We start from the raw sequence: 10474 nt of genomic DNA, 5'->3' as shown, positions 1-10474 counted from the left end.
TATTTCCCACACGATTTATTATAGAGCCTAATTAACCCACTGACCCTTCCATTTCATAAGAAATCAAGCGGTTAAGCTCAACTGCATATTCCATTGGGAGTTCTTTGGTAAAGGGTTCTACGAATCCCATGACGATCATTTCTGTTGCTTCAGATTCACTGAGGCCACGGCTCATGAGGTAGTAGAGTTGTTCCTCAGAGATTTTAGAGACTTTTGCCTCATGCTCGAGGGCAACTTGTGAGTTATGAATTTCATTAAACGGAATCGTGTCTGATTTAGACTGGTCATCCATAATGATCGTGTCACACTCGATATGGCTGACAGATTTTTTGCTGGCTGCATTAAATGTCACTTGACCACGGTAGTTAACTTCACCACCACCTTTAGCGATCGATTTAGAGACGATCGAGCTAGAAGTATTCGGTGCGTTATGGATCATCTTAGCGCCTGTATCTTGTACTTGTGAGCGGTTGGCAAAGGCGATAGAAAGCATGGTACCACGGGCACCAGGGCCATCTAAGTAAACAGCTGGGTATTTCATGGTAATGGCTGCACCTAAGTTACCATCGATCCACTCTACTGTCGCATTTGACAGCGCACGGGCACGTTTTGTTACCAAGTTATAGACGTTATCAGACCAGTTTTGGATGGTTGAGTAACGCACATAAGCACCATCAAGGGCAAATATCTCAACAACGGCAGCATGGAGTGAATTACTATTATAGGTTGGTGCTGTACAGCCCTCAACATAATGCACACTGGCACCTTCGTCAACCACGATCAATGTCCGTTCAAACTGACCCGTATTTTCATTGTTAATCCGGAAATAAGTTTGCAAAGGAATATCTACTTTGATCCCTTTTGGTACGTAGATAAAGGTCCCACCCGACCAAACAGCTGAGTTTAGGGCAGCTAATTTGTTGTCCGTTGGTGGTACAAGTTTCGCAAAATATTTTTTGAAAATTTCAGGATATTCTTTCAATGCTGAGTCAGTATCTGTAAAGACAATCCCTAGTTTTGTGAATTCGTCTTTCATGTTGTGATAAACAACTTCTGACTCATATTGGGCAGAAGCACCGGCTAAATAAGCACGTTCAGCTTCTGGAATCCCGATACGTTCAAAAGTTTCCTTGATTTTTTCAGGTACATCATCCCATGAACGTGCTGGTTTATCTGACGCTTTTTGAAAATAGATGATATCATCAAAATTAACTTGCGATAAATCTGGTCCCCATTTAGGTAGTGGGATTCTATGATAAGCTTCAAGTGCTTTCAAGCGGAACTCAAGCATCCACTCTGGTTCTTGTTTAGATGCTGAAATATCTCTTACGACTTGTTCAGTCAATCCGCGACCAGTCGAGTAGATCGGTGTCACGTCATCGTGAAAACCAAACTGGTAATCGCCTAAGTCAACTTCTTCAATATTTGGTTTAATTATATCTTCTGCCATCTGTTTTGCTACCTTTCATTTTTTATAACATGTACGGTTTTACCCGATCTCATTGCCAGTCTGCTGGACTAGTATAGAGGAAATCTTTTGCACGTTCTTGTCCATAGTATCTAACAAGAAAGTCGCGTTTATAGGCCCAGAAGGCAGCGTCTGATTCGTTTAATTTTTGACGGATATCTTCCACCGTTTTAACAACAAATCGTTCATTATGGATACTTGCAAGCACCATACCTGTCACTTCATTTGCCTTAAACAAATGACGGATATAGGCTTTAGTATGGGTCAAACAAGTATAACAATCACATTCGCTATCGATAGGGGTGAAATCATCTTCAAATCGCTTATTGGTGATATTGATACGACCATCATAAGTGAAAATCGCACCATTTCGACCTTGACGTGTTGGTGCAACACAGTCAAAGGTATCACAGCCAAACTCGACACCTAAGAATAGGTCAGCCGGTTGTGCGCCCATGCCTAGTAAATGACGTGGCTTACCTTCAGGTAAGGTTTCATTTATCCAGGTCAAGACATCTGGCAACTCTTCTGGTTGGAAGGTACCACCGATACCAAAACCGTCGAACTGCTCGCCAGTTTCAAGGGTCAACCCACCTAAGAAGCCCGCACTTTCATAACGAAAGTCTTCTTCTCGGGCACCTTGCACGACGCCAAATAAGGCTTGTTGGTTCTCCCCTTTTTCAGCATGTACTGCATTTAGTGCAACATGGCGACGGAGTGAGCGTTCAGCCCAAGCATGTGTCGTGTCAAGTGCAGACTTGATCTGCTCACGTCCAGACAAGGGGGATGTTAACTCGTCAAATGCCATATGAACATCTGCAGCAATCTGATGTTGTAATTCCATCGAGTACTCAGGTGTCATAAAGATTTTATCGCCGTTAAGATGACTCTTAAACCACACGCCTTCTTTATCTACTTTAGTCAGCTGATCAGCACTCATAACAGCATTTTCAGATGAACCTTTTGTCGTATGACTGGTCGCATCTAGGCCTTTTTTATAGGCCATACCAAGTGAATAGACTTGAAAGCCACCTGAATCGGTATACATAGGTTTGTTATAGTTCATAAACTTATGGATACCACCCGCTTTTTCCATCAAATCCGCACCAGGTCTTAACATCAGATGGTAGGTGTTTGATAAAATAGATTGGGCACCAAGTGCATCGATTTCAGCATTGGTCAAGGTTTTCATAGTTGCGGCCGTAGCGGCACCGATATAGGCTGGTGTTTGAATGTCACCATGAGGTGTCGAAATCGTGCCACTTCTAGCTAAAGTATTTGGTATTTTACGTTTGATATCAAAGGTTAATGCTTGTTTATTTTGTGTCATCTTAACTTTCTTAATGTCCTGACAGGTGGCCGATGGCCGCGCTATCATTTTCGCTCTCAACAGCTTTTTCCAAAGCATGCCATGCTAATGTCGCACACTTGATACGTTGTGGAAATTTAGCCACACCCGATAAGAGGGTTACATCGCCTAATTTCTTTTGACGCGTGTCAACTTCACCTTGTACCATTTTTGAGAAGATATCTGCTAATTCAAGGGCTTCTGCCTTTGTTTTACCGATAACTGCATCGGTCATGAGGGACGCTGAGGCTGTTGAAATACTACAGCCAGAGCCGTTAAAGGCGATGTCTGTAATCCTGTCATCATCCACCTGCATGGTCAGTTTAATGACATCACCGCAGGTTGGGTTATTGAGGTCGACCGTCTCACCACCATGTAATTCACCGTAGTGATGTGGTCGGCTAGAATGATCAAGAATCACCTGACGATAGAGGTTATCAAGTTTAGATAGTGCCATGTTTGAAAAACTCCTTGGTTAATTTAATCGCTTCTACTAACTTATCACAGTCAGCAAAGGTATTATAGAGATAAAAACTTGCGCGTGCTGTCGCTGGGACCTCTAAATAGTTAATTAAAGGCTGTGCACAATGGTGACCTGCACGAACAGCGACCCCTTCCATGTCAAGGGCTGTCGCCACATCATGTGGGTGTAAGCCGTCGATATTAAAGGCAATAACCCCACCGCGTCGGTTATTATCAACGGGGCCATAAATCGTTAGACCGTCAATCTCACGCAATTTGGGCATGACATAGTTAATCAAGTCTTGTTCGTGTTGATGAATATCAGCCAAGCCGATTTCAGTCAAATAGTCTATTGCTGCCCCAAGACCGATTGATCCCGCGATATTTGGTGTCCCTGCTTCAAATTTCCAAGGCAGCTCCTTCCAAGTCGCTGTTTGTTCATAGACAAAATCAATCATCTCGCCGCCAAACTCGATCGGATTCATCTGGTTAAGCAGGTCTGCCTTCCCATATAAAACACCGATACCAGTTGGTCCAGCCATCTTATGACCAGATAAGGTGAAGAAATCACAATCTAGATCTACAACATCGATTTGCATGTGGGGAGCTGACTGGGCACCATCAACGACCATGATTGCCCCATGACGATGGGCGATCTGACCAATCTCCTTAACTGGATTAATAACCCCTAGTACGTTTGAGACATGCGTGATACTGACAAATTTTGTCTGATCTGTTATTTTAGCTTCAAGGTCAGCCATATCCAATTCACCATCTTTTAGATAGACAAATTTCAAAACAGCACCTGTTTTAGCGACTGCCTGTTGCCAAGGGATGATATTTGAATGGTGTTCCATGATCGAAATAACGACTTCATCACCTGGTTGTAAAATCTGTTCAGCAAATTTTGCAACCCAGTTCAAGCCAGTTGTTGTCCCACGCGTAAATAGAATTTCCTTACGAGAGTTGGCATTGAGGAAAGTACGTGCTTTATCACGACTTGCTTCATAGTCAGCCGTTGCCCGCTCAGCCAGAGTATGTACCCCGCGGTGGACATTGGCGTTATCTTGTTCGTAATAGCGACGCATGACATCAAGCACCTGTTTAGGCTTTTGTGTGGTTGCGGCACTATCGAGATAAACCAGAGGTTCATCATTAACGATTTGGTCTAAAATCTGAAAGTCACGTCTAATTTTTTCTATCTCTAGGCTCATTTTGTCTCACTTCTATCCTATACAAAGGGATAAGGTCCCAAGTTAAGTTTTTTATATCAGGTTAACGATCATAAGCCCTCATAGAGTTCAAACTAGCTGAAAAATTCAAACGCTGATACCTTTTGACACGATTTCTATCCGTTATATACTTAACGTTTGTCTAATTTACTTTCAATCACGTCAATCATTTCTTGACGAACTTCTTTAACTGGAATTTCACCGATAACTGCGCCTAAGAAGCCACGAACGACTAAGCGTTCGGCAGTATCTTTGTCGATACCACGACTCATCAGATAGTACATATCTTCTGGGTCAACTTGACCGATAGAGGCAGCATGACCAGCTGTTACGTCATTCTCATCAATTAACAAGATTGGGTTGGCATCTGAACGTGCTTTGTCTGATAACATCAAGACACGTGACTCTTGTTGTGCATCAGCACCTTTAGCACCACGGATGATGTGGCCAATCCCGTTAAATGTCAAGGTACCAGCTTCCAAAATAACGCCATGTTGTAGGATATGTCCGATAGAATGTGGTGCATAGTTGGTCACACGTGTATCGATACCTTGGATTTGTTTACCAGATGAGATTGCCACTGCTTTAAGTTCAGCATGGCTACCTTCACCGACCAAGTCGCTATCGAAATCTGCGATGACATTACCTTCATTCATCACACCAAGATTCCAATCAATCGTTGCATTTTTTTGCAAACGACCACGACGACTGATGAAGGTTGTTAAATTACTGCCCAAACGGTCAATTGCTGAAAACTTAACTTGTGAGCCTTCTAGCGCGACAACCTCAACTGCGATATTGGCTGTGCTTTTTTCGCTGCCATTGCCAAGACTTTCGAAACGTTCTAAGTAAGAAACTTTTGAATGCTTACCTGCAACAAGCAAGACGTGCTTGTTAAATTCAACTGCTTCATCCGAGTTTTGGTAGAAGAGACCTTGAATCGGCACATCAACTTCGACATTATCTGGTATATACAAAACTGCTGCAGAGTTAAAGTAAGCAGTATGGTAGGCTGTTAGCTTATCTTCATCAAAGGCTAAAGCACTACCAAAATACTGTTCGATCACTTCTGGAATTTCTTCTAAAGCTGAATAAAAATCTGTGAACACAACACCTTTGTTGACTAACTCTGGTGAGAGTTGTTCAAAAACAGTCGTCGTCCCAACTTGGATTAATTTCGGATTATCCCCTAAGTTTGTAAAGTCAACGACGTTTGGTGTTGCAACAGAATCGCTAACAGTGTGATTCCCAAAGTTCCAACGGTCTAATTTGACACGTTGAATCAAAGGGAGGTTTAACTCACTAATTTTATCAAATGCCGCTTTCCGGCGTGCTTGTAACCATTCTGGTTCCGCATGCGCTTGTGAAAAAGCGATAATATTTTCTTTCGTCATATTATTTGCCCTCTTAAGCTTCTTCTTTATACTCTATATTAAGCTCTTTTGCAATACCATGGTAGCCTTCTGACTCTAAACGGGCTGCAAGTTCTGGGCCGCCTGTCATGACAACACGGCCTTCCATCATCACATGGACAACATCAGGTGTAATGTAGTTAAGTAGACGTTGGTAATGGGTAATAATGAGCGCACCAAAGTTTTCGCCACGGATTGCGTTGATCCCTTTTGAAACAACTTTTAGGGCATCAATATCAAGACCTGAGTCGATTTCATCTAGGATACCGAATTTTGGTTCAAGCATCAAGAGCTGTAAGATTTCGTTACGTTTTTTCTCACCACCAGAAAAGCCTTCGTTTAAGTAACGTTCAGCCATATCTTCATGCATGTTAAGCAAAGCCATTTTTTCATCAAGCTTGTTCAAGAAGTCCATGACTCCGATCTTATCGTCATCTTCACGTCCAGCATTCATCGCTGCACGCATGAATTCAGCATTAGTGATACCTGGGATTTCACTCGGATATTGCATGGCCAGGAAAAGACCCATACGCGCACGTTCATCGACATCCAAGTCTAAAATATTTTGACCATCCAACAAGACTTCGCCTTGTGTCACTTCAAAATTTGGGTTACCCATGATCGCAGCAGAAAGTGTTGATTTCCCTGTACCATTTGGTCCCATGATCGCATGTATTTCGTTAGTATTTATGGTTAAGTTTACACCTTTGAGAATTTCTTTTTCCTCAACACGAACGTGTAAATCTTTAATTTCTAATATAGACATAATTTCCTCCAAGTATTTAATATGACTAGTCTCATTTTAACAAAAAAATAGACAAAATAGAATCATTTTGTCTAGAAAGCTTTACATCTTGCGCTTTTTCTTCACTTCTTGTCGATAGTCACTATTACCGATAAACTTAACCAAATTTAAGAGTGGGGTACGATTCTCACCTAAGACACCAACTAGTTCAATCATGACTTCTAACCCTATCAGACTAAATATGAGCAAGAAGATACCTCCCCAGCGAGAAGAGACATTCAGAATTAAAGCGATAAAGGAGAACACACCTGCTATACCGTAAATAACTAATACTGCAGCATGAGATGTTAAACCCAAGCTGAGTAATCTGTGATGTAAATGCATACGGTCTGCTTCAACGATACTACTGCCATTTAACTTACGTCTGACCATGGCTACAACCGTATCTGTTAAGGGAACACCTAAAATAATCATGGGTGTGACCACAGCGACTGCTGTCGCGTTTTTCAAGCCTTGTAGGGATAACACTGAAATCATAAACCCTAAAAAGAGGGCCCCTGTATCCCCTAGATAAATGATAGCTGGTGGGAAGTTATAAGGGAAGAACCCACCAATCGCAAATACCAAAACAAAGATAGTAATCGGCAGATAGATATCATTTGTTCCTAAAAAAAAGTAACTAACAATCCCCATAGTTGTTAAACTGATGATGGAGACACCGCTTGCTAGACCATCTAAACCGTCTATCAGATTTAAGGCGTTAGTAATCGCTAAAATCCAAAAAATCGTCGCCAAAAAAGATAACCACGTTGGAAATATCAAGAGCGGACCACCAAATGGTATCTTGAAGTTATCAAAGCGACTGGTTGTGAAAAACCAAATCACACATGCCCCTAAAATTTGGCCTGCAAATTTAGTCTTGGGACCCAATTCTACGATATCATCGATCAAACCAGTTAAGGCAATGATTCCGCCGCCCAGAACAAAAGGCCAGATATACTCAAGATATGTGGCATCCACACGGTTATAGTTGGCAAGGCCGACAAATCGTGGCAAGACAAACAAAGTAATCACAGAAAAGGCAATAAAAATGGCAACACCACCTGCAGATGGCATCGGCTTTGTATTAATACGGCGTGCATTTGGGTTATCAACTGCACCAATTCTTCTAGAAACCACAACCATGATTGGTGTCAAAATCAAAGCAATGATTGCTGTCACCAACAAGATAATAATATATTTAATTGTAAATGGAAATTCTGTTATATTATGCATATACCTTATTATACCAAAAATTTAGAAAATTTTCTTTTAACCCTAGGTAGCACCAAAAAGTTTCTGATGGCCACCTCACGCGCCTAACAGCCAATTAAAACCCAAAAAACAGCGATTTCTCGCCGCTTAAACTTGTTGTAGGTTTTCGAGCGCTTCGTCTCTAAAAATCGTCGTTGCATGTTCAAGCAATGTCTCTCTAGAATAATCAGATGGTTGTCCATATTCTAGCATTCTAGCACGTAATAAGCTCACTTCTTTAACACCTTTACGCTTTTGATTATCCAAAATCGTCAGGTATAACTTATCCTGGAACTGGAAGAGTTCTGATTCTTCGACGTCATCTTTGACAACCTTGCTGAGTCTAATGGCATCAGACATGGTGTTAAATTTCAAAATGAAATAGACGAAGTCTGCATGATCATCCATGACGTCAAAATTTGGTTGCTTCTCTGAGTTATCTAGCATGCTGGCTAAATCACCCATCTGCCCCATCGCTTCATCCATCATTTCTTGTAAGCCCTCAGATCCTTCAGGAAACTGCATATTATCTATGTCCGTTTCTTCAGTCACTAATAAATCAACACCCTTAGGATGTGGTCGAACTTGAAAGGTCATCATGCCTGTATTCGTGAACTTATCCTCTATCTCTAGTTCGCTGACTAGCTCATAAAAAAGTTTTTCAACCATACCTTGGTTGACTAAAAAGTCACTCATTTTAACATCGTGCTCTTTTAAATCCTCAAATGTCAAAGAAATTTTTATTGTTTTATCATTAATTTGTTTGTATTCCATAGGTTAACCCCGCATTTCATTTCATTTCATTAGTACACACAGATACGATATCATCTCTGAACACTCATTATATCACAAAAGCGCTAATTTTAGCGCTCGTGTGTGTTTACTGTGCTTTTTTGACTTTATAGATAGAAAAAATGACCACTATCTCAGGCTAGAAACATCATCTCTATCAGGTTATAAAACTTGTGCCAGAAATTCTTGTGTCCGCACTTCTTTTGGATTATCAAATAAGGCTTTTGGCTCACCAGACTCGACTATTTTACCATCTGCCATAAAAATCACACGATCCGCCACTTCTTTAGCAAAGCCCATCTCATGTGTGACGATAACCATTGTCATGCCATCCTTAGCCAGATTTTTCATAACAGATAAAACATCGCCTACCATCTCAGGGTCCAAGGCTGATGTTGGCTCATCAAAGAGCATCACATCTGGATTCATGGCTAAGGCACGCGCAATTGCTACACGTTGTTGTTGCCCACCAGATAGGCTTTGTGGATAGGCGTCGACTTTATCAGATAAACCGACTTTAGCTAGTAAAGCAATAGCAACCTCTTTGGCAGCCTCTTTTGTTAATTTACCCGTATTAACTGGTGCTAAGGTTAGATTATCGAGAACTGTCAGGTTAGGAAATAAGTTAAACTGTTGGAAAACCATGCCCATTTTTTCGCGATGCTTAAAGACGTCTGTTGCTTTATCAGCAATATTTGTGCCTTCAAAATAAACATCGCCTTTTGTTGGTGTCTCAAGCAGATTCATCGTTCTTAGAAAAGTTGATTTCCCAGAACCTGATGGTCCTATCATCACGACAACTTCGCCTTTTTTTATCTCAATATCTAAGCCTTTTAACACTTCGTTTTTACCGAATGACTTATGCAAGCCTTTAATTTCAATCAAATTTGGTGTGGTCATTTCACATATCCTCTCCCAAGTTTTTTCTCAAGTAGGTTAATCAAGCGACTCGTGATAAAGGTGACGACAAAGTAATAAACCGCAACGAGTAACCAAGGTGATAAGCTTTGATAGGTTGTTGAGCTCGTCGTCTGTGCACCATTATAAAGCTCCATGACACCAATAGTAGCAAGGAGTGAGCTATCTTTTATGATGGTCACAAATTCATTACCTAAGGCTGGTAAAATGTTCCGAATCGCCTGAGGTAAAATGACCTTAATCATCGTTTGGCGTGGTCGAATGCCTAATGAGTAGGCGGCTTCTGTCTGGCCTTTTGGCACTGCATTAATCCCACTTCGGACGATTTCAGCCACGTAAGCACCTGAATTCATCGACAAGACGATGATACCTGGCACAAGACGTGACAAATCTTCCGTTAAAATACCTAGTTGGAATTCTGGTAGTGGCATCTTACCAAGTACCTGAAACCCAATCATAATCTGTACTAACATGGGTGTTCCACGAAAAACTTCTATGTAAATATTTGCTAACCAGCGAATCGGGCGCACACTAGATAACTTGCCTAAAGCGATCAAAGTCCCAAGAATCGTCCCAAAAATAACTACGAATGCCGATATCATCAAGGTTATGATCAGGCCATCATTAAAATAGGGTAAAAATTTGTCAATAAAATTAAAACTCATATACAATCTCTTTCTGAAAATAGTTATAAATTATTATAGCACAATAATTTATAAATTCACTTATTTCCTTAGATAATCCTTAAATCAACTTAAATCCCGCACAATATCGTCACAAAAAAAGACGTCAGGCGACGTCTCT

At 41.1% G+C, this 10474-nt stretch carries 10 protein-coding genes; all 10 read right to left on the bottom strand.

Annotated elements, in window-relative coordinates:
• Positions 1 to 31: 31 nt before the first annotated feature.
• The 10 genes from sufB to RU86_RS10620 all read right to left on the bottom strand — a co-directional run bounded on the left by sufB (position 32) and on the right by RU86_RS10620 (position 10335).
• The gene (gene sufB / locus RU86_RS10665; protein WP_096815288.1) at positions 32 to 1450 is read right to left on the bottom strand and encodes a Fe-S cluster assembly protein SufB; all 1419 of its coding nucleotides are present in this window, start codon (positions 1448 to 1450) and stop codon (positions 32 to 34) included.
• A 49-nt stretch (positions 1451 to 1499) separates the two neighbouring features.
• Entirely contained in the window at positions 1500 to 2798 is a 1299-nt protein-coding gene (gene tgt, locus RU86_RS10660) for a tRNA guanosine(34) transglycosylase Tgt (RefSeq protein ID WP_096815287.1), read from the bottom strand.
• Positions 2799 to 2808: 10 nt separating this feature from the next.
• Positions 2809 to 3273: a Fe-S cluster assembly sulfur transfer protein SufU gene (sufU, locus tag RU86_RS10655; protein ID WP_096815286.1), complete on the bottom strand. Its 465-nt coding sequence runs from the start codon at positions 3271 to 3273 to the stop codon at positions 2809 to 2811.
• A complete protein-coding gene (locus RU86_RS10650) occupies positions 3260 to 4492 on the bottom strand; it encodes a cysteine desulfurase (protein ID WP_096815285.1) in 1233 nt (410 codons plus the stop codon). The genes sufU and RU86_RS10650 overlap by 14 nt, the downstream gene beginning before the upstream one ends.
• Before the next feature lie 149 nt (positions 4493 to 4641).
• Positions 4642 to 5904 carry a Fe-S cluster assembly protein SufD gene (gene sufD, locus RU86_RS10645; protein ID WP_096815284.1) on the bottom strand — a complete coding sequence of 421 codons (1263 nt, stop codon included), beginning with the start codon at positions 5902 to 5904 and terminating at the stop codon, positions 4642 to 4644.
• 13 nt (positions 5905 to 5917) lie between these two features.
• Positions 5918 to 6688 carry a Fe-S cluster assembly ATPase SufC gene (sufC, locus tag RU86_RS10640; protein ID WP_047914952.1) on the bottom strand — a complete coding sequence of 257 codons (771 nt, stop codon included), beginning with the start codon at positions 6686 to 6688 and terminating at the stop codon, positions 5918 to 5920.
• Between the two features lie 81 nt (positions 6689 to 6769).
• Positions 6770 to 7942 carry a glycosyltransferase family 4 protein gene (locus RU86_RS10635; RefSeq protein ID WP_096815283.1) on the bottom strand — a complete coding sequence of 391 codons (1173 nt, stop codon included), beginning with the start codon at positions 7940 to 7942 and terminating at the stop codon, positions 6770 to 6772.
• 126 nt (positions 7943 to 8068) lie between these two features.
• Positions 8069 to 8734 (bottom strand): adaptor protein MecA, encoded by a 666-nt coding sequence (locus tag RU86_RS10630; RefSeq protein WP_079505157.1) that lies wholly within the window; start codon positions 8732 to 8734, stop codon positions 8069 to 8071.
• Between the two features lie 180 nt (positions 8735 to 8914).
• The gene (locus tag RU86_RS10625) at positions 8915 to 9652 is read right to left on the bottom strand and encodes an amino acid ABC transporter ATP-binding protein (RefSeq protein ID WP_096815282.1); all 738 of its coding nucleotides are present in this window, start codon (positions 9650 to 9652) and stop codon (positions 8915 to 8917) included.
• Positions 9649 to 10335, bottom strand: coding sequence for an amino acid ABC transporter permease (locus RU86_RS10620; RefSeq protein WP_096815281.1), 687 nt, complete (start codon positions 10333 to 10335; stop codon positions 9649 to 9651). Before RU86_RS10620 ends, RU86_RS10625 begins: the two co-directional genes overlap by 4 nt.
• Positions 10336 to 10474: the final 139 nt, after the last annotated feature.

Source organism: Pseudolactococcus piscium (assembly GCF_002441695.1).
Taxonomy (GTDB): Bacteria; Bacillota; Bacilli; order Lactobacillales; family Streptococcaceae; genus Pseudolactococcus; species Pseudolactococcus piscium.
This window is presented reverse-complemented; position numbering and strand designations above follow the sequence as displayed.